Origin of the sequence: Glutamicibacter sp. FBE19, from assembly GCF_015524875.1 — a bacterium.
Taxonomy (GTDB): Bacteria; Actinomycetota; Actinomycetes; order Actinomycetales; family Micrococcaceae; genus Glutamicibacter; species Glutamicibacter halophytocola.
The window spans coordinates 122,913-143,105 of the sequence record NZ_JACKQN010000003.1 but is presented as its reverse complement, the minus strand read 5'-3'; the positions used below and the strand labels follow the sequence as shown (position 1 = coordinate 143,105).

Genomic DNA, 20,193 nt, shown 5'->3' with positions numbered 1-20,193 from the left:
CAGGAACCATGGGTATTGGAGACAAGATCAAGAACAAGGCCCAGGAAGCATCTGGAAAGGCCAAGGAAGCCTTGGGAGATGCCACCGACAACGAGCGTCTGCAGGCCGAAGGCGCCAAGGACCAAGCCGCAGCCAAGGCCAAGCAGGCTGGGGAACATGTCAAGGATGCTGCCAAGGACATCAAGGATGATCTCTCCTAAGATTCGCTGACCCAGTTGCGTCCCATGGAATGATTTCCATGGGACGCAACTTTGTGTTCAGCGAGTTTTCACGGGCGCTATCCCCTGTTCTCATCCTGCAAGACAGCACGACCGATGCGCGGTCATTCAGCGGTTGAATAGCCTAGCCGGAACATCCAGGATTCCTCGATGGAGGCAGGCAAGCTGCAGCAACCCGGTTCCCGGCAATCGGAGCCTAGCGCGCAGCCGGGAACCGTTCCCACGCACGATGCGTGGATAGCAGCCGCGCGGCGCTGTCGGCCACCGCGGAGACCTCGACCACGCTGACTCCCGGAGCCTCATCTGGCAGGCCCACGGCACGGAGCAGGCCGGAGGACTCTCCCGGCAGGCAGATGATGGCCTTGCAATGGCGGTAGGCCTCGTTGATCAGCAAACCCGCCCGCGGATCGACCAGATCCCCATCGCTGGCAGCATCCCCGGCCTTGGCATCCAGCGGAGCCTCGGCATCCGGGGCCGGTGGCAGCGGCCCGACCAGCACCAGCGCGTCGAATTCAATGGACCGCGCCGTCAGGTAGGTCCGGTCGATTGCCACTCCTCCAGCGATTTCTCCGCCCCTGGCCGAAACCAGCATTGGGGCCATGCCGCGCTCGCTCAGCGCCGAACGAATGGCCAGCACATCATCGTGGTTTTCCCGGTCGAACACGACCCCGATCTTGCGCCCATCCACCGGCCAGCTCTTGCCGATCTGGGATAGCGCGGGGCTTCGCTCAGGTTCGCCAAGCTCCTGTGCCGCCGGTGCCGGCAGGCCCAGAGCCCTGGCCACGCCGGCGGCCAGCCCGGTGTCGATGTTGGCCAGGCAATCCACCTGCCGCTGGCGCACCTGGACATCGGTGCATTTGCCCAGCTCAAAGGTGTAGGACTGTTGGACGTGCGCCCGCTCAACGCCCGAAAGGCTGAGGTAGAACAAGCGGGCCTGGCTGTAGTGATCCGAGAAGCTGGCCGGTTCGGAGCGTTCTTTCCTACCGGCATCGATTGGCTGCGGGAACTCCAGTGGCGGCAGCTGCCCGGATCCGAGCTGCGCCATGTAGGGACAGCCGCCGTCCAGCGAGTTCGGCTTATAGGGAGCTATTCCCTCGGGCACCCGGTGCTGGTGCAGCCCATCGCGGAACATGTCGTTGACCGGTGCCTGCGGCTGGTTGACAGGGATCTGCGCGAAGTTCGGGCCGCCCAGGCGCGTGAGCTGGGTGTCCAGGTAGGAGAAGAGCCGCGCCTGCAGCAACGGATCATCCGTAATGTCGATGCCCGGCACCAGGTGCCCGGGATGGAAGGCGACCTGCTCGGTCTGCGCGAAGTAGTTCTCCGGATTGCGGTCGAGCACCATCTTGCCCAGCGGCTGGACTGGAGCCAGTTCCTCGGGGACGAACTTCGTGGGATCCAGCAGGTCGATCCCCTCGAAGCTCGAGGTGCCGTCATCCTCGAAGATCTGCACACCCAGTTCCCATTCGGGCAAAGCGCCGGCATCAATCGCCTCGGCCAGATCGCGGCGGTGGAAATCCGCATCTGCGCCGCCGGCCAACTGCGATTCCTCCCAAACCAGCGAATGGACGCCGAGCTTCGGCTTCCAATGGAACTTCACCAGGGAAGACCTGCCCAGCGCGTTGACCATGCGGAAGGTGTGCACGCCAAAGCCTTCCATCATCCGGTAGGAGCGCGGGATGGCCCGGTCGCTCATTTGCCACATCACATGCGCCTGGGCCGGGGTGTGCAGCGAGACGAAATCCCAGAAGGTATCGTGGGCCGATTGCGCCTGCGGGATTTCCCGATCGGGATGCGGCTTGGCAGCGTGCACCAGGTCGGGGAATTTGATTCCGTCCTGGATGAAGAACACCGGCATGTTGTTCCCCACCAGGTCGAAGATCCCCTCGTCCGTGTAGAACTTCGTGGCGAAGCCGCGGGTATCGCGGGCGGTATCCATGGAACCGCGGGAGCCGACCACGGTGGAGAACCGCACGAAAACGCGGGTGGTGCGTCCGGGTTTCAGGAAGTCGGCGCGGGTCAGCTCCTCGGCGTTGCCATAGCTGGTGAAGAAGCCATGGGCACCGGCACCGCGGGCATGGACCACGCGTTCTGGAATGCGTTCATGGTCGAAGTGCATGATCTTTTCGCGCAGGTGGTGGTCTTGCAGCAAGGTCGGACCGCGTTCGCCGGTCTTCAGGGAATGGTCGGTATCGCTGACCGGCGCACCTTGCGATGTGGTCAGGATGTCGCTGTCCTGGCCCGGCACCGATTCCGGCTGCTGCCCTTGATCAGTTGGATGCTTCGGCTCATTGGCCATGGCGTTCTCCTGGCTTCTCGGGAATACTGGCTGGATGCTCTCCACGCTAGAGGCCATCGGCTCGCGGTCTCCAGCCGTTCCAGCGATTCCCATGGTTTACACATCTGCCCCTGGATACGCCGGTTAAAAGCGGAAACCGCCGGTGGCTGCATGGCCCACCGGCGGTTTCCTGGACACCGAAATCGTGTCCTACCCCTTGATGATGTATTTGTTATTTTTCAGCTCCCACCCCTTTACTTGGATGCCAGCTGGTATCCGGCCTCGTTGTGCTCAGCTTCGTCGATACCGGCGATTTCGATATCGGCCGATACACGCCATGGGCTGAACTTGCCGATGACCGTGGCGATAATCCACGTCATGCCGGCGGAGAAGACGATGACCACGAGAAGCGTCATGAACTGTGCGAAGAGCTGTGCGAGACCGCCGCCGTAGAACAGGCCGCCTGCGCTTTCCTCGTTTGGCAGTGCAAAGAATCCAAGGAAGAGGGTGCCGATGATGCCGGCGACCAGGTGGACGCCCACTACGTCAAGCGAGTCGTCGTAGCCGAGCTTCCACTTCAGGTTCACTGCCCAGGCTGCACCGGCACCGGCCAGGACACCCAGCAGCAGTGCGGCCCATGGTGCTACGTCTGCACAAGAAGGGGTGATGGCTACCAGGCCGGCGACGAGACCGGATGCTACGCCTACCGAGCTTGCACGCTCGCCGCGCAGCTTCTCAACAAGGATCCAGCCAAGCACTGCGGCGCCTGGCGCGGCCAGAGTGTTGACCCAGATCAAGCCGGCCTGTTCCACGGTGGTCGCTGCGCCGGCGTTGAAGCCGAACCAGCCGAACCACAGGAGTCCTGCACCAAGCATGACCAGCGGGGTGTTGTGCGGCTGCGGGCGGTCGTGGAAGTTATGGCGCTGGCCGAGCTTGAGCGCAAGCACCAGAGCCGCGATACCGGCGTTGGTGTGGACCACAGCGCCACCGGCGAAGTCGATGGCTTCGCCAAAGAGCTTGCCGAGGAAGCCGTCTGCGGACAGCAGGCCTCCGCCCCATACCCAGAAGGCAACCGGCGCATAGACCAGGGTGACCCACAGCGGGATGAAGAACAGCCATGGGGCGAAGCGTGCGCGGTCGGCGATGGCGCCGGAGATGATGGCCACCGAAATCATGGCGAAGGTGCCGGCGAATCCTGCCGAAAGCAGGTCTGCCTGTTCGGTGTTGTGCATGGCGAAATCGCTGATTGGATTTCCGATGATTCCGGCGATGGTTGGCTCACCGGCGGAGAACGAGTACCCCCATAGCACCCAGACAACGGCGGTGATTGCTGCGGCGGAGAAGCTCATCAGCATCATGTTCACGACGCCGGTAGCGCGCGTCATGCCGCCGTAGAAAAGTCCCAGTGCCGGCGTCATCATCAGTACGAGTGCGGCTGCTATCAGGATCCATAAGCTGGCTACGTCCAACTCCATCTGGATCACTTCCCCTCAAGGTGTTTGGTGTATCGGTGGCGAGTCGGGCCCTGCTGCAGTTTGCGGTGTTATTGGCCCGGTGTTGAAACTATTCTTCGCTAACGATGTTTCGGTTCCCTCGCTGCCGCATTTCAAGAATGTATCCAAGAGCGCTTGGGGGTAACGTTTGGTTCTCGTACCGGTTTCCGGCATGTTTCAAAGCCTTCACGAATGGCCGGTGTCCGTGTGAATGCAGGGCGAAAAAGCCTGGAAGGGGACGCGCTGGCATACTGGGGTCGTGGACCGATCCTTCTTCATGCCTGATGCGCTCAGCGTGGCCCCTCGCCTGCTGGGCTCGATCCTCAGCGTCGATTCTCCGCAGGGACTGGTAGGCCTGCGGATCACGGAGACCGAAGCCTATCTGGGGGTCGGGTCCACCGGCCCCTACGATCCGGGTAGCCATTCCAAGGATCGGAAGACCGCTCGCAACGCCTCGATGTTCCTGCCACCGGGCCACGCCTATGTGTATTTCACCTATGGGATGCACTTCGCGTTGAATCTGGTGTGCTCACGGGAACACGTGGCTTCCGGTGTTTTGATACGTTCAGGACAGATTGTCCAGGGGCTCGACCTGGCGCGGGAACGAAGACATGCCAAGCAGAGTACGCGCTCTGCATCGAATTACGTCAAGGATGCTCAGTTGGCCCGCGGCCCTGGCAATCTCGCGGCGGCTATGGGTATTACTCGTGAATCTCATGACGGCTTGGATTTGCTGGCTGAGCCATTTCATATTGTCCAAAGCGGAGTGGCAGAGAGTGATATTGCCAGAGGACCTCGTGTCGGGGTGGCAGGAGTCGCCGGTGGGCCTGCTTATCCTTGGCGATTCTGGCTGAAAGGCGACCCGACGGTTTCTGCCTTCCGTCCAGGGAGGGACGCTCCGGTACCCCCAGCAAAGCCACGTGGATAAACAGAGCTGGCGCTGAACCAGGAATGGTTCAGCGCCAGCTCTGTTTTGCTATTAACTTGCAGTATCAGCTGGAGGATCCAGGAAAGAGTTCTTTCGAATCAATGGCTTTCTGCAGGCGGGAGTCGACGGTCTTGGCCAGCATTTGCACATAGGTCTCGCTCAAATGAGAGTGGTCCCAATAGGCCATGACGCCTCCGACAACTGGATAGCACGTGGTGTCATCGCACAGCTGATCATTCATGTCGATGTTCACGACGTCCGGATCATCCAGCGCCTTGACCGCTTCGGCCTGCGGGTCCATGGGAATCCATTCGTCAGCAGCTGCGGAGCAATCCTTGTAGTCCGAGGAATTCGCTGCCACGCAGTCCGGAATATTCCCTACTGTTGACCCGGGCCACGGAGTGTCTCGGATCACCGCGACCTCTGCCCCGGTATCGCTCCAGTCCTGGAGCATTTCTTCATAGGCATCGCGCCCCGGAGCCTCGCTCTCCGCCAAGGTACGTCCCGCAAGAGGCTGGGCGAATCTGTTGGAGCTGATGATCAGGTCGTAGTCCTCTTTTTCAAACTGCTTCGTAGCCCAGCGGGCATAGTCATTACAGCCTTGAACGTCTTCTTCCGACTCGAACTCCTGCGGGGCATCGAGTACTGCACACCGGCTGGCCAGATAGGTATCCAGGCTCCAGCCATGTGCCTTGGCGACCTTGTCAATGGCAGGGAACCACTGTCCCGCATGGGAATTGCCCACCAGTGCCACCTTGATTTTCCCATGTCCGTAGTTGCATACGGGGCGAGTCGCGAAATCTGTCCCCGCGCCCGAGAAGCAGTCGTCCGCATAAACCCGCGGCTTGTCTTCTTTCGCAACGACAGGCGCAGGCGCAGCGCTCTCGTAGGAGGTTTGAAGCGTCTGCGGATCATCACAACTATCCGACAAGCCTTCTGGCCCGAAGCAGTCCTCGCCCAGTTCTTTTTGCACCGACGCAAGGGCGGCGTCGACATTTTCTGCATTCCGGATGATGCGTGTGCTGGTCAGATAGAAGCTGCCTGCCACAAGGGCGAGGACCAGGCTTCCAGCTGCCAAGAAGCGCGGGGCGGAGAGGAGGGCGGAAGTATCGATGAATTTCCGGAAACGGACTTCCACCAGCTTCTGCGTCAGGACAGCAAGAACCAAGGTCAGGGCCAAGGCGATGATCTTCTGCGGCCATCCAAAGTCATCGACCAGGTACGGCATGAGGATCAGCAGCGGCCAGTGCCAAAGGTAGATCGCATAAGAGTTGTCACCGAAGAATTGGAAAATCCTGGTGTTCAGGAAGATGTTGGGCGAATACTTGTGCGTGGAATGCGAAAGCAGCAGCAGGGCCGTGCCCAATACCGGGACGGCGGCAATATAGCCGGGGAACGGCATCTCGCCGCTGAAGGCCAGCGCGCTGAAGGCGAGGGCCAATACGCCTCCCCATGCGCCTACCAGGCTGACCCAGTCCTTCTTCGCTGCGTGGATCTTGGTTCCCAAGGCAGCTACCAGCGCCCCGGCGGAGAACTCCCACGCACGGGTGAAGGTGGAGAAATAAGCGCTGCCCGGATCCGTGGCCGTGGCGTAGATGGAATACCCCAGGGACACAGCAAAGACTGTGCCTACTCCAGCTAGCGCCATGGTCCCAGGCTTCCGCTGGAACCGCAGCGCCACAATGACCAGAGCGCCAATCAGGATTGGCCACACGAAGTAAAACTGCTCTTCTGCGGACAGCGACCAGAAATGCTGGAACGGGCTTACGGCATCGCCTTCGGCCAGATAATCGACCTTGGTGAGGGCGAGGAACCAATTCTGGAAATAAAAGGTCGCAGCTATGGCCTGCAAGCCCCAGTCTTGCCACACCGTAGTGGGGGCTATGAGCCAAATTCCCACGACGCTGCAAAGAATCACGACGAAGGACGCCGGGATAAGCCGCTTGACTCGGCGCATCCAGAAACGCCCGACATCTGCCACATTCTTTGGCGGTTTGGAAATGAGGTGCGAGGTGATCAGGAATCCCGAGATGACAAAGAAGACGTCAACGCCGACGAATCCACCTGGAAGGTAATGTCCCCAGAAATGATAGAGCACCACAATGCCAACGGCAATGGCGCGAAGTCCCTGGATGTCAGCGCGGAAGGCCCTGGGCCTCGGGTCGCGTTGAATGGGCAAGGGCAGGTCTTGGTTCGACAACACGTCCTAAGAGATCCTTTGCGGGTGGAGACCGAACGATCCAGACAATTGGTCGTGCGAACGTCATCTGGTGTTCAGGTGTAGTAATTTCACGTTAAACTTCCAGCCTTCATTTCTACCGAAGGTAACTGGCATGTTTCTGGGAATCCTGGGCATCCACAAGCGGCTGCTTGGATGCCCTGGCTGCGGCTATACGTATCATTTTTGGCATTGACAAGGCGCAACGGAGCGTTCAGGCCGGCAATGTCCCTGCCGGTCCAGATTTTCATCAACTGATCGGCATCGGCGTGGCGCATCGAATTTGGCGCATAAACAGGCCGGGTGGGACCGCCATAGCGGGGCCCACCCGGCCTGTCGTTGCCTACTACCCTTCGAGCAAAGCGTCCACGAAATCCTCTGGGCTGAACGGCGCCAGATCATCCGGGCCCTCGCCCAGGCCAACCAGCTTCACTGGTACGCCCAGCTGCCGCTGGATCGCGACAACAATGCCGCCCTTGGCGGTGCCGTCGAGCTTGGTCAGCACGATGCCGGTCACGTTGACCACCTCCGAGAAGACCTTGGCCTGCTGCAGGCCATTCTGGCCGGTGGTGGCATCCAAGACGAGCAGCACCTCGTCAATGGTGGCCTTCTTTTCGACGACGCGCTTGATCTTTCCCAGCTCGTCCATCAAACCGACCTTGTTCTGCAAACGGCCAGCGGTGTCGATCATGACGATGTCGACTTCCTGGTCGATGCCGGCAGAAACTGCTTCGAATGCCACCGAGGCAGGGTCGGCACCGTCGATGTCGGAGCGTACTGTTGGGACACCCACGCGGTCGCCCCAGGTGGCCAGCTGCTCCGCGGCTGCAGCGCGGAAGGTGTCCGCGGCGCCCAACAGCACGTCCTTGTCCTCGGCGACGAGGACACGGGCCATTTTTCCGATGGTGGTGGTTTTGCCAACGCCGTTGACGCCCACGACCATGATGATGCTTGGACGATCCGGGTGCGGCTCAGGCAGGTAGCTGCGGTCCAGGCTTGGATCCACGAGCTTGAGCAGTTCCTCGCGGAGCATGGCCTTCACGCGGGCAGGATCCTTGCTGCCTTCGATCTTCACGCGTTCGCGCAGGGCATCGACGAGCTCCATGGCTGGTTCGGTGCCGAGGTCTGCCATCAGCAGATTCTCTTCGATTTCTTCCCAGACATCCTCGTCAATGGTGTCCTGGCTGAGCAGTGCCAGCAGTCCCTTGGAGAACATGTTGTTGGACTTGGTCAGGCGGGCACGCAGTCGCGCCAATCTGCCCTGGACCGGTTCGGGAACATCGAGCTGCGGCGTTGCCGGTACGACGGGCTCTTCAACGGCGACGGCCGCATCGGTTGCACCGGCGGCGTCAGCAACGGCCTCGGTCGTGCCTTCCGCGGCTTGACCGGCTGGCAGGTCGTCAGCATCGCGCTCGGAAGTATATGGAGTCTTGGGCTTGCGGCCCTTGGTGACAAAGGCAATGACGCCAATGCCCACCACGGCAACAACCGCGACAATGATGATGGTTAATGTAAGCGAATCAGACACGCGTTAAATCGTCTCACACCTCCTCGCCTTTGGGGACGATGCCCCGTACTGCACCATACAAGAAGAACCTTGTTTCTCGATATTTCTTGGAGCTCGACCGGCGAGGCCCACTGGCAGTGCCGCTGCTGCTGAATCTCGGCTGCAAATCGTCAAGCAAGGAGCCCCTCCTTGGAGCACGGGCCCGACAAGCTGGTCCTGCCCGGCAGGCCCGCAGATTATCATCGAAATGATGTCGCCATTGGACGATATGAAGCACGAGCGCGCCACGCTGGATCAGCGGCTTCAAATACGGCCCACTGTTCGACGATTATCCTTTCAAAGCCTGCGGGTTGATCCGGGATCACTGATTGACCCCGTTGATGATTTTCCTAGTCAGAACCTGCTGTATATGTGTCTGCAGCGCCAATTGAAGTGGAAATGACGCAAGAGGAGAATGATAAGCTCAACAAGAGCTGAAGTGAAAGAGGATTTCCGCATGTTAGATCGCATTCGAAAAGTCGCCAACAGAATTTTCAGCGTCAAAGTAGTCAATAGCAAGCCAATCGCAGTAACGCTGGACCCGCCGATTACTGCCGACCCGGATCAGAAGACCCTGCTGCGCCAGATTCACAATGAGCTGAAGACACATCGACGGGAGCTCGAAACTATCCGGCTTGCGGCAACCTCTGAAGTCATGCAGGACGTATCAAAGTTCCACCGCAATCAAGTCAAAACGCTGCTGGAAACTCTGGAACTGCTAGCCACAACGGATGTGTCCATGTCCCGTTTCGGTGACGGCGAGTTCCGGCTCATGCTGCTCAATGATTTCAATCTTCGATTTCAGAAGAACTCCCCCGAACTCCAAGAAGACCTTCGGAATGTTTTCACCAGTAATGATGCCAATTTGGCAGTTGGTTTTCCCCAGCTGTTCCGTGATGCACATTGGTCCGGCGTGTATCAGGAACTATGGCCGCGCTTAGTGCAGCTTACAGCTTCTGACCGCGCCTACGCCTGCGCCCACGTTACTCGCCCCCAAGCCTTCTCGACCTTGGGACAGCGTGCCGTTGATCTGTGGCGTCAAGTATGGGATGGCAAAAAGGTGGCTATCGTGACCGGTGAAGGGTCACGATTTGATCTGATTCCTGAGCTGTTCGACAACCTTGCGAGCCACGAGTTCATTTATTCGAAACCAGTGGGAGCGTACGACGATTTGGATCGCGTTCAAGCTCTCGTTGCCGACAGCGACTGTGAACTCGTGCTCATCGCCTTAGGGCCCGCCGGAGGGATCCTTGCCCATCGCCTTGCTGGGGCCGGAAAACGAGCGCTGGATATCGGCCATCTCTCAAACAGCTATGAGAATGTCTTCAAGGGCGCGCCGCGCCCCGAAGCCACCGCAGTGACTACTGATGGCGAGAAAAATTCGTAGCGTCAGGCGGCAAGCCTTGCGGCAATAGACAAAGCACCTGCCAGACACTTCCGCATCTGACCAGGTGGGCTTTGTCGATGAGCAATTCCGGGCTAGCGCAGTACTTCTACACGGGCACGAAAATCTTCGTGTAGCGGGCCAGACACAGGATCGATCGGAAACGCGTCGCGTAGCAGGGACAAGTCAATCTGAAGCGCCGGCAGCGTCGCTTTGGCTCCCAGTGCCGCTAGATCGATACTTGCGAGCTCGCTTGCGCTGACCTGTATCCGGCTTACGGCCTCGCGGTCCAGACAGCTGAAGAAGTCCTCGAACTTGAAGTCCTTGCCCCCCAGCTGGTGGTCAATGACGTCAAGCCATACCCAGGGCACGCCATATGCCTGGGCAACAATCAAACCATGCAAGGAGCTGGACACCACAGCTTGGGCCCCGGCGATCTCCTCGACGACCGTCTTGACATCATTGCGCACATCTACCACTCGTCCGCTCACAGCATTGTGGTCAATTCTTGGCAAATGAACGTAGTGCGGAACGACTGCGACTTGGCCATGACCTTGGTCCTGGGGCGGGATTACATCTGGCAAAAGTAGCGCTGGGTCGCCATAGACCTCGGGAACTTCCCAACCGAGTGAATCTTGCAGCTCGCGACGGGTCAGCTTGCCGCGCACTGCGTGGACCTTAATCCCTTTGAGCCGCTTGCGCACTTCAACTTCCTTGATCGTCAATGGACGCATCAAGCCACTGCCCCAAACATCAACATTGTGCCGGTTGATCTTGCCTGCAATCGAACCAACGCTGAACAAGGCGCGGGCATTGGTTCCGGGGCGGTTGAACTGAATTGGTTGGCGACCCGAGTATGCCTGGACCATTTGTGGACCCACCCAGTCGCCAAAGTTGAGTTTGGCCGAGTACCAATGCATGGGAATGTGGGTTCCCGGGTCGAAATCCCCAACTTCCTCTTGCCTGCGCAATGCCAATAATTTTTGTCCCGCGCGGATCATCTCTGCCGGGACATTTCCGGTTGGCACGCGGGTGGCTAGCGCATGCATTGGATTGCCATGCACATCGAATTCCACCGATGCCTGCGTAATCAGCACGTCGTTAAGCCATTGGAGGGCAGCGGCATTAGTTCCGACGCATCCGACAATATATCCCTCGCTCGAAGGCACGCATCGGACTGCAACGGTCGACCCCAGGACAGGTACCGCGGCACGAATCTCCGTGTCGTCACTGGACAACTTCGTAAAAATTGCGCTGCCGATGGGGTCATTAGCCAATTCGGCAATAGCACAATGATGGGCGTTGGCCAGCTCTGCCAAGTTCTTCCTCCATGTAGTTCGACTTCGAATACCAGCGAATTGGTCGTAGCTTCATCACGCGGTATAAGACAGGGCCTCGTCTCGCCTGAGGGATGCATGCCCGAATTTCACTCTAGCCAATCATACGCGTGCCGACTTTGCTCAATATCCCGGCCCATTGTGAACTGACAGGTGAATGGACTGGTCCAGCCTAGGGGGTATCCATACCGAGCCATCATCATGTAGCCAAAATATGAAAGACCAGGAAGACATAGACTTAGTTTGGCCCTATCGCCCTTATCTGTCCCGTAGAAAGGCTGGAAGGCCTGTTTAGCCCCAGGCCATCGGCAATGATCAAGTTTTTCAACCGCACAGCGGCTTCACGCGCGCCGATCCCCCGCGAAATTGGCGTCCTTCTGGTGGCGGCCTTCATTATCGCTCTGGGATTTGGGCTCATCGCCCCGATCCTGCCGCAGTATGCAGTGAGTTTTGATGTCGGCGCGGCCGCGGCCAGTGTTATCGTGAGCATCTTTGCCTTTACCCGTTTGATTTTCGCTCCGGTGGCCGGTGCGTTGGTGGGCAAGCTCGGGGAACCGCGCATTTATGTCACAGGTGTCTTGCTGGTGGCCGTCTCGACGCTGTTGTGCGGAATTGTCCAGGATTACACCCAGTTGCTGATCGCTCGCGGACTCGGCGGCTTCGGATCCACCATGTTCACCATTTCCGCGATGGCCTTGATTGCGCGGCTTTCACCCGAAGAGTCCCGCGGCCGCATTTCCGGGCTGTACGCCGGCGCCTTCTTGCTGGGCAACGTGGCCGGTCCGGTGCTCGGAAGCTTCTTGGCGCCGCTGGGCATGCGCCTGCCGTTCTTCATTTACGGCACCGCCCTGGTGATCGCTGCAGCCGTGGTCTACTTCGCGCTGGGCCGCCGCCGCGACCTGGATCGGGATGCCGAGGATTCTGCCACGACCCGCCAAGCCATCGAAGTGGTCACGACCCGGGAGGCGCTGAGCTCCCCCGCCTATCGCGCGGCGCTGTTCTCCGGTTTCAGCTACGGATGGCTGGCCTTCGGCATCCGCAACAGCATGATTCCGCTCTTTGCCTTATCCGTTTTCGGTCAGGGCTTGGGCACCACGATTGCCGGATTGTCGATGGCGTTGTTTGCCATTGGCAATGGCTGCGCACTGCTATTCTCCGGGAAGCTGACCGATAAGGTGGGCCGCAAGATGCCAGTCATGATTGGCTTGGCCCTCTTGCTGCTGTCCATCGGATCCATGGGGATTTTCACCTCGGGGGCCGGGTTTGTCATTTGCTCGATTTTCGCCGGTTTCGGCGGCGGCATCCTCGGGCCGGCGCAGCAGGCGTCGGTTTCCGATGTCATCGGCACCGGACGCAACGGCGGCAAGGCTTTGGCCGGTTTCCAGATGTGCCAGGATTTCGGAGCGATTATCGGCCCGCTGCTTGCAGGCTTCCTGGCTGACACGCTGAACTATGAAATTGCCTTTGGAATCTCGGCCCTGGTTGCCCTGGTGGGCTTGATTGGCTGGTCCCTGGTTCCCCGCACGATCCGCCCTGTGGCGTTGGACGAGGAATCCCCGGCTCCCAAGAACCCGCGCTAGTCACCGGCGGCCCGCAGCACCGCTCGGCGCCGGAACCTGGTTTTAAAATGATGGAGTGGATGCCAACTATGGCATCCACTCCATCATTTTCTTGTGCGCGTTCAGGCGAGCTTCGCCTTGCGCAGATCGATGCTCAACGCACCGGTGACTGTCCGGAACACAATGGCACCGGCATGTGTTGTTTCCTTGACGTTGGCCGGCATGCGAATACGCCGGGTTTCTGCATGGTCGTAATTGACGTGTATGTCTGCTTTGCCCTTGAAGCTGGCGCCCAACGTTGCGTAGGAAATCTTGGCAATGTACTGCCCGGAGTCTTGCTCAACGATGGGGAACTGAAGACGACGATCGGTTTCGCGTTCGTCAACATATACTCCACGAGGAGCCGGCCCGATGGCAGGGCTGGAGAAGCGCAATTCAAAATGATCGCTCTTGCTGGTGGCCTTGATCAGCTCCGGGCGCCCAGCAACGTCATCATCCTTCGCCGCCAGCCGCTTCAGTTCCTCGTAGTCCCCGGCAATAATTGCCGCGGCCTTGGCAGCATCGTGCTCGCTGAGCACTTCGCCGGTGCGCTCGGCCAGGAACTCCTGGACGTATGGGCCGAATGCCGCCGTCCACAGCTTGGCGCGGGCTTCACGGTATTTCAAGAACCGCTCTCCGGCGAAGAACTTCAAGCCCTTGCGCTTGAATAGGCCTGCAATCAGGCGGCGGCCCAGCTCTGGATCGTCAAGGGTGTTGGCGCGGATCGTATTGCTGATGTGCGTCATGGATTCGACGTAGCCCATTGGCTCAAAAGGCTGGGCACTGATGTTGTTCCCGTCCCCGCGTTCACGAATGTAATAGTAGTCGTAATCGCCAAGGACGCTCACGCGCTTGGCATGCAGGTAGCATCCTGCCAGCACCATTCCATCTTCGAGACGGACTTTTTCCTCCGCAAAGCGCAGGTCGTGATCGAGGATCATCTGGCGGCGAATGAGCTTCTGCGGCATCAAAGTCGCAAAGATCTGTTCGAGTGGCACATCGATCTGGGTTGAAGAGAACAGTGAAGTGCGGATCACTCGACCGCCAACGGGCACGAGTTTTGGGGCGAGGACATCTACATCATGCTCCAAGGCGAAGTCGCGCATGCGGCGCAGCGCTTCGGTTCCCAAGGTGTCATCAGAATCCGCATAGAAAACATACTCGCCCTTGGCCAGTGCAGTTCCGACATTGCGCGGTTTGCCCGGCCACCCGCTGTTTTCCTGATGCACGACGGTGAAGTTGTCGTTGCGCTTGGCATAGACATCCAGGATCTCCCCGCCAAAATCAGTGGATCCGTCGTTGACTGCAATGACCTCGTAAAGGCTCTTGTCCAAGTCCTGCAGTTCCAGGGAGTTGAGCAATTCAGTCAAGTAGGGCATTGAGTTGTAAACAGGAATGATGACGCTGACAAAAACTCCGGCCGGTTGCGGCTCAGCGGCCTCTGCCACCGTTTCGGGATCACCGGAAATTTGCGGAGCCGTGGCCTTGGCGCGCGCCGCGGGGATCACTGGCGCTGCGGGCTCGCCCTGATCCGGCGGGGACACCGCATGCGAAACGTTGCCACTTGAAGCTTTACTGCGCCTTCTAAACAGAGCCATCAATTTCCCAAATTCCAGAACCCTTCCGGGTTCGATGTATGTCTACCCTAATTATATACAGAGAAGCGACACTAGAAGCGACCATTGGGAAGGTGCTATTTGCAACCTGATTAGTAATGTTACAAATTCATAACGATAGTTCCGATTGGGCATTGACCACTCTAATCATGTCGATTGAAGATCGCGAACTCTCACGTGCCGGCCACCATGGACCACTTCACCTCGATGGAAAGCGACACGGCGCCTCGGTAATGTATTGAACCCGCCATCGTCGCGAAGCTAGGGTTTACCCGTGCTAAAGAATTCCGTTTTCCACGAAGAGCTGTTTGTCGGCCGCGACCTTGCCCTCGACTATCACGACGGCGGTTTTCCCATATCAATCGTCACTTTCGAGGCGAGGAACAAGTACATCGACGCCGTTGAGCCCAGCCCCTTCGAGGGCGGCTACGGACGTGGCATCTTTGCACAACTCGGATTGAATGAATTCCTGGTTAAGCGCAGCAGAAACCACTGGTACCAAACAGATGAAATCGAACAAGTCGTCGACATCATCAAGGAACATGCCACGGGGACCACTTTAATCACCTACGGCGGGAGCATGGGTGGCATGGCCGCCATCAGCCTCGCAACGAAACTTGGCGCTAAAACGTTCATTGCCCTTTCACCGCTGTACGATATCGCCGCTGACGGCGAGATCAAGGACGATCGATGGGGCGACGAAGGACATCTTTTTGACTTCAAGCACAATTACATCCGCTCAGGAGACTGCAAGGACGCCCAAGGCTACGTCTTCTATTGCCCGGATACGGTAGACGTGGAACATGCCCATGGCATCGAGCGCATGACCAAGGGAACACTGGTTCCATTGGAATATGGAGGGCATCCGGTTTCGTTCTTCTTGAATGACACCTACAAGCTCAAGCGCCTCGTCAGCGAGATTGCCCACGGCGAATTCGATCTGGACAACTTCTATAACGTGGTGAGAACCAATACGGAGCTCACGCACTATCCGCACGAAAAGCAGGCTGCCGAGTTTTCCCGGCAAGGAAATAGTGCCGCCGCCATCAAGGCCATGCGCACCGCTGAGTCCATGAATCCAAAAATCGCGCGGCTGCCCTATCGGCTGGGCGAAATGCTGCTCGCCGCCGGCGAATTCGACGAAGCCAAATTGGCATTTCAAAGGGCCATAGCCATTGATCCGTCATTGGCCCGTGCACATGCGCGCCTCAGCCGGATTCACGAAAAACACGGGAACCTGTCCGATGCCATCCGGGCCATTCGCCAGGCAGTCAAAGCGGCGCCGTCAAAAGCAGATGCCCGCTTGCGCCTAGGCGAGCTGCTGCTGAAAGCAGGCAGATCAAAGGAGGCAGAAGCCTCCATTAGCCGCTCCCTGCAGATCAATGCCAAACAACCGGCGGCACACGTCCGCTTGAGCTATGCGTACGCAGACCAGAACCGCTGGTCCGATGCCATTGATGCAATGCAGCACGCCGTCGCGATGGCACCCGAGAAACCGGAATACCGTCTTCGCCTGGGTGAATGGCAGCTGAAAGCACAGGACTACCGCCCTGCTCAAGTCTCGATGCAACAGGCCATCGATCTGGCCCCCGGGAATTCGCACTACCACGTACGCCTCAGCTACGCCTTTGCCGGGCAAAAGGACTACCAGCAAGCGGCCAACGCCATGGAACAGGCCTGCCGCATTTCACCGGACAAGCCAGCCTCGCACCTGCGCTTGGGCGAATGCCTGATCAAGGCCGGTGACCTCTCCGGAGCGGAAGCCGCCATGGGTGAAGCCGTTCGACTGGACCCGCAATGGCTGCGAGCCCAGGAACGCTTGGCAGCTGTGCAGTCGGCCATCGCACGGCGCCATCTGGCCAGCGCCAGCCAGTAGGCGCGGGGCAGTTCGCCTGTATCCGTAATGCTCTATTCCCTGCAGGAGCTCTCCTCCCCCTTGGCCATTTGATGGCTGGGCGCGAGGAGCGGTGTCCCCGCTAGGTCAGGGTTCGTTCCATCTTCTGGCTGATGACCGTGGTGACACCGTCGCCGCGCATGGTAACGCCATAAAGCGCGTCGGCCACTTCCATGGTCTTCTTCTGGTGGGTAATGACGATCAGCTGTGAGGACTCGCGAAGCTCCTCGAAAATCGTGATCAGACGTCCCAGGTTCATGTCATCAAGTGCCGCCTCGACCTCGTCCATGACATAGAAGGGCGAAGGGCGCGCCTTGAAGATCGCAACGAGCAGAGCCACTGCCGTCAATGACCGCTCGCCACCGGAGAGCAGCGACAGGCGCTTGATCTTCTTCCCGGCGGGACGCGCTTCCACTTCGATGCCCGTGGTCAGCATGTGTTCTGGATCGGTGAGCACGAGTTGGCCCTCGCCGCCGGGGAACAGCCGGTCAAAGATCCGCTTGAACTGAACCGCGGTGTCGTTATAAGCCTCGGTGAAGACCCGCTCCACGTGGGCATCCACATCGGCAATGATCTGTTCAAGGTCTCCCCGGGACTTCTTCAGGTCTTCAAGCTGGCCCGAGAGGAACTTGTGCCGTTCTTCGAGAGCCGCAAATTCCTCGAGCGCGAGCGGATTGACCTTGCCCAAGGCCGATAGGTCCCGCTCCGCTTTCTTCAGGCGCTTTTCCTGTTCAACGCGGTCAAAGGGCTTGGTTCCAATGGGGTTGCCGTCTTCGTCGACATTTTGGCGCAGGCTCCCCCATTTATCATCTTCATCGATGGCTTCAGGGATCAGTTGATCCGGGCCATAGTTGGCAATCAGGTGATCGGGAGTGAATCCCAGTTCTTCCAGGGCCTTGGTTTCCAGGTTTTCGATGCGCAGGCGCAATTCGGCGCGGGCCATCTCATCACGGTGCACCGCGTCGGCTAGCCTGGCCAGTTCGGCGCTGAGCTGCTCGGCCTCGGTGCGCTGGTTGCCGAGCATCTGGTCGATTTCGGCTTTTTTGGAAGCGAGTTCTTCGCGTTCCTGCCCGGCCATGGACACCGAGACTTCAATGAAGCGCAAAACCCGTTCGGCGGCCTGTTCGACTCGGCTCGCATTGGCAGCCTGCGCCTTGCGCTGTTCGGCCCGGCGGGCTGCGACTTCGCGGTGGTTGCGTTCGGCAGCTGCGGTACGGCGAAGCCCCTCGATCCGCGAGCGCAGCGCCGAGACCCGCTCCTCGCTGCTGCGCAACGCCAGGCGGGCTTCTAGTTCCTGCTGGCGCGCGGCAGCGGCGGCATCGGCGAGCGCGGCACGCGCTGCGTCATCGATGGTTTCTTCTTCCTGGTCCGTGGAGGCAAGCTCCATGCGCTCGGTGATCTCTTCAAGGGATTCCTGCTCGATTTCCAGCTTCTCGTTCGAGGTTTCCAGGCGCTCGATGAGCTGGAGCTTGTCAGCCTGCGCGCTGCGCAGCTTTTGTCCCAGTCGCGCCAGATATGAACTGAGCTCATCGATGGTGGCATCAGATTCGGTCAGCGCCGAGAGCGCGTCTTCCCGTTGCTGCCCGGCGACGGAAAGCTGCGGTGCACGCGCGGCAATGCGCTCCTCGACCACCCCGAGTTCGCCCTGGCATTCGTTCAGTTCGGCCTCGGTTTGCTCCACCATGGCCTGTTGGGCAATCAGCGACGCTCCAGCGGCATCACCCACGGAGCTGCGCAGGGACGAGAACGTGGTCCCGTCCAAGGTGGTTACCTTCGCCTGTGGATATTCAGCCAGCACGCTGCGTGCTTGGCCGAGTTCTTCAACGACGTAGTGGCCCTCGAACAGCTGGTCCAGCAGGGCGGAGACCTTGTTCTCTGAACTGACGACTTCGCGGACGCTAATAGCGTTGTCCAGCTTTGGCGATGGCGTGGCAGTTTGGCCGATATCCGCGTGCAGGAAGACGGCGCTGGACTCCTCGGACTGGAGCTGCTCAAGCAGGCCGGCTGCCGACTGGGCATCAACTGCCACGAGCGATTCCGCGTTGTCCCGGAGGATCGCTGCGACGGCTTGCTCGTAGCCGGGGTTCACGGTCATCAGCTCGCCAAGGCGCCCGAGCAGCGCAGTCGAGGCCGACTGCAGCAGGTGCGAGGACTGGTCATCGGGCTTGGTGTTGAGCTTCAGCGCTTCAAGCCTTGAGCGCAGGCCGGAGACGCGCACCGATAGTTCGCGTTCCCGTTGGGTGTCGGCCTGCTGGGCTTGGGCCAGTGCGGAGTATTCCTTGTCCGCCAGCTCAAATTCCTCGTTCAGCTCCGTTTCGCCGGCAAGCTGGGTTTCCAGCTCGGCAGAGACTTCATCATGGGAACGCTGATCGAGTTGCAGGTCCGAGTCAAAGGATTGAACGCTTTCCTGCAGCCGGAAAATCTCTGCCCGGGTCACGTCCACCCGGCTGCGCGCCGAGGCGACTTGCGAGGCCAGCCGGGAGATCCCTTCGCGGCGGTCTGCCGCGGCACGGAGCATGGCCGCCATGCGCTGCTGCTCTGCCCGGGACTGTTCTTCAGCCTCTTCCTTGGCCTCCACGGCTTCGGCGAGGATTTCGTGGCGGTCTTCCAGTGCCATTTCAAGCTCTTCGAGTTCTTCGCCCAGGCGCTCGGCCTGGGATTCGAGCCGTTCAGGATCACGGCTGGAATCAAAGTGGGTTTCATTGCTTTCCAGCAGTTTGCTGCGTTCGCGGGCCAAGGCGGCCAAGGAGCGGAACCGTTCGGCCTGGGTGCTCAGTGCCACCCAGGTATCTTGCATTTGCCCCAAGCGCGGGGTGACATTTTCCACCTGGGCGCTGAGTTCTGCGATATGCCTTTTGACCCGTTCAAGCCGATCCGAGGCTTCTTGCTGCTGCGCCTGGACCTTGGACTCGTCATCGATGTCCTGGGCAAGCCGGTTATTGAGGGTCACCAGGTCATCAGCGAGCAAACGCGACTTGGCATCACGCACATCGTGCTGCACGCTCTGGGCGCGGCGCGCGATCTTTGCTTGCCGTCCCAAGGGGGCCAGCTGGCGGCGGACCTCGGCATTGAGGTCTTCAAGACGGTCGAGGTTGCCCTGCATGGCCTGCAGCTTGCGCAGGGTTTTTTCTTTCCTGCGACGGTGCTTGAGCACCCCGGCGGCCTCTTCGATGAATCCCCGGCGGTCTTCGGCGGTAGCGTGCAGGATGCGGTCCAGCTGCCCCTGGCCGACGATGACGTGCATTTCCCGGCCAAGCCCTGAATCCGAGAGCAGTTCTTGGATATCAAGCAGGCGGCAGGAGTTCCCGTTGATGGCGTATTCCGAACCGCCGGCGCGGAACAGCGTGCGGGAGATGGTCACTTCCGCATAGTCAATGGGAAGCTGTCCATCGGCGTTGTCGATGGTCAGCGAAACGTGGGCACGGCCCAAAGGCGGGCGTCCGGACGTGCCGGCGAAGATGACGTCTTCCATCTTCCCGCCACGAAGCGTCTTGGCCCCCTGCTCCCCCATCACCCAGGCGAGCGCATCAACGACATTGGATTTGCCGGAGCCGTTGGGGCCAACCACCGCGGTGACGCCGGGTTCGAACTCGAACGTTGTTGCCGACGCGAAAGACTTGAATCCGCGAACGGTAAGAGTCTTTAGATGCACGGCGTGAAGTTCCTAAGTCTGGGTCGGATCGCTA

Annotated in this window: 12 protein-coding genes; 5 read left to right on the top strand and 7 right to left on the bottom strand. The window is 59.6% G+C overall.

What is annotated here, in order from left to right; translation table 11 throughout:
- The first annotated feature begins 8 nt into the window (after nt 1-8).
- Nucleotides 9-200 carry a CsbD family protein gene (locus tag H6F58_RS06435; RefSeq protein WP_060701468.1) on the top strand — a complete coding sequence of 64 codons (192 nt, stop codon included), beginning with the start codon at nt 9-11 and terminating at the stop codon, nt 198-200.
- Between the two features lie 214 nt (nt 201-414).
- Here the strand turns inward: H6F58_RS06435 and H6F58_RS06430 are convergent, their stop codons facing one another.
- Together H6F58_RS06430 and H6F58_RS06425 are read right to left on the bottom strand one after the other, a co-directional pair.
- Entirely contained in the window at nt 415-2,607 is a 2,193-nt protein-coding gene (locus H6F58_RS06430) for a catalase (protein ID WP_244652396.1), read from the bottom strand.
- 140 nt (nt 2,608-2,747) lie between these two features.
- Nucleotides 2,748-3,968, bottom strand: a complete 1,221-nt coding sequence (locus tag H6F58_RS06425; RefSeq protein WP_060703365.1) for an ammonium transporter — start codon at nt 3,966-3,968, stop codon at nt 2,748-2,750.
- 277 nt (nt 3,969-4,245) lie between these two features.
- On the opposite strand from H6F58_RS06425, the gene H6F58_RS06420 reads away from it, so the two are divergent.
- Complete coding sequence (locus H6F58_RS06420; protein WP_348536379.1) at nt 4,246-4,914, top strand: DNA-3-methyladenine glycosylase; 669 nt, start codon at nt 4,246-4,248, stop codon at nt 4,912-4,914.
- 64 nt (nt 4,915-4,978) lie between these two features.
- Here the strand turns inward: H6F58_RS06420 and H6F58_RS06415 are convergent, their stop codons facing one another.
- Together H6F58_RS06415 and ftsY are read right to left on the bottom strand one after the other, a co-directional pair.
- Entirely contained in the window at nt 4,979-7,117 is a 2,139-nt protein-coding gene (locus H6F58_RS06415) for an acyltransferase family protein (protein ID WP_146275016.1), read from the bottom strand.
- 361 nt (nt 7,118-7,478) lie between these two features.
- Nucleotides 7,479-8,660 carry a signal recognition particle-docking protein FtsY gene (ftsY, locus tag H6F58_RS06410; protein ID WP_146275015.1) on the bottom strand — a complete coding sequence of 394 codons (1,182 nt, stop codon included), beginning with the start codon at nt 8,658-8,660 and terminating at the stop codon, nt 7,479-7,481.
- A gap of 475 nt (nt 8,661-9,135) precedes the next feature.
- On the opposite strand from ftsY, the gene H6F58_RS06405 reads away from it, so the two are divergent.
- The gene (locus H6F58_RS06405; RefSeq protein ID WP_186468052.1) at nt 9,136-10,065 is read left to right on the top strand and encodes a GT-D fold domain-containing glycosyltransferase; all 930 of its coding nucleotides are present in this window, start codon (nt 9,136-9,138) and stop codon (nt 10,063-10,065) included.
- A 92-nt stretch (nt 10,066-10,157) separates the two neighbouring features.
- On the opposite strand, the gene H6F58_RS06400 is transcribed toward H6F58_RS06405, so the two are convergent.
- On the bottom strand, nt 10,158-11,381 hold the full coding sequence (locus H6F58_RS06400) for a polysaccharide pyruvyl transferase family protein (RefSeq protein ID WP_146275013.1): 1,224 nt from the start codon (nt 11,379-11,381) through the stop codon (nt 10,158-10,160).
- Between the two features lie 329 nt (nt 11,382-11,710).
- On the opposite strand from H6F58_RS06400, the gene H6F58_RS06395 reads away from it, so the two are divergent.
- Entirely contained in the window at nt 11,711-12,979 is a 1,269-nt protein-coding gene (locus H6F58_RS06395) for an MFS transporter (RefSeq protein ID WP_171919662.1), read from the top strand.
- Between the two features lie 101 nt (nt 12,980-13,080).
- On the opposite strand, the gene H6F58_RS06390 is transcribed toward H6F58_RS06395, so the two are convergent.
- The gene (locus tag H6F58_RS06390; RefSeq protein WP_060701460.1) at nt 13,081-14,541 is read right to left on the bottom strand and encodes a glycosyltransferase; all 1,461 of its coding nucleotides are present in this window, start codon (nt 14,539-14,541) and stop codon (nt 13,081-13,083) included.
- Nucleotides 14,542-14,887: 346 nt separating this feature from the next.
- Here H6F58_RS06390 and H6F58_RS18135 point away from each other — a divergent pair, with 346 nt between their 5' ends.
- Nucleotides 14,888-16,489 (top strand): tetratricopeptide repeat protein, encoded by a 1,602-nt coding sequence (locus H6F58_RS18135; RefSeq protein ID WP_195181369.1) that lies wholly within the window; start codon nt 14,888-14,890, stop codon nt 16,487-16,489.
- A gap of 100 nt (nt 16,490-16,589) precedes the next feature.
- On the opposite strand, the gene smc is transcribed toward H6F58_RS18135, so the two are convergent.
- Nucleotides 16,590-20,159 (bottom strand): chromosome segregation protein SMC, encoded by a 3,570-nt coding sequence (smc, locus tag H6F58_RS06380; protein ID WP_195181368.1) that lies wholly within the window; start codon nt 20,157-20,159, stop codon nt 16,590-16,592.
- Nucleotides 20,160-20,193: the final 34 nt, after the last annotated feature.